Genomic DNA, 234 nt, shown 5'->3' on the forward strand with positions numbered 1-234 from the left:
GCTCACCGTCCATCTCTATGATTTCGCATTCGAGCTTTGCGGCGGCAGACAGGAATGCTTCCCGTAGCTGCTCAATCATATGCCTGTCAAAGAGCTTTCGACGGTATTTTGTCGTGAAAATCAGATGCACAACCAGTTTACTGACGCTGTGTCGTTTTCGGAGAAATCCCTCCAGTGCCTCATGCTGATGACTCAATTGATATATCCACCTAACCGGTTAAAATAGATGAATGA

The 234-nt window shown here is 46.2% G+C and carries 1 protein-coding gene; it reads right to left on the reverse strand.

Annotated features, from left to right (window positions below; genetic code table 11):
• Nucleotides 1-196, reverse strand: a 196-nt coding sequence (locus EAE89_RS23350) for a transposase (protein WP_214086707.1), incomplete at its 3' end; no start/stop codon positions are given.
• Between the last annotated feature and the right edge of the window lie 38 nt (nt 197-234).

Origin of the sequence: Photorhabdus heterorhabditis (genome assembly GCF_018448905.1) — a bacterium.
GTDB lineage: Bacteria > Pseudomonadota > Gammaproteobacteria > Enterobacterales > Enterobacteriaceae > Photorhabdus > Photorhabdus heterorhabditis.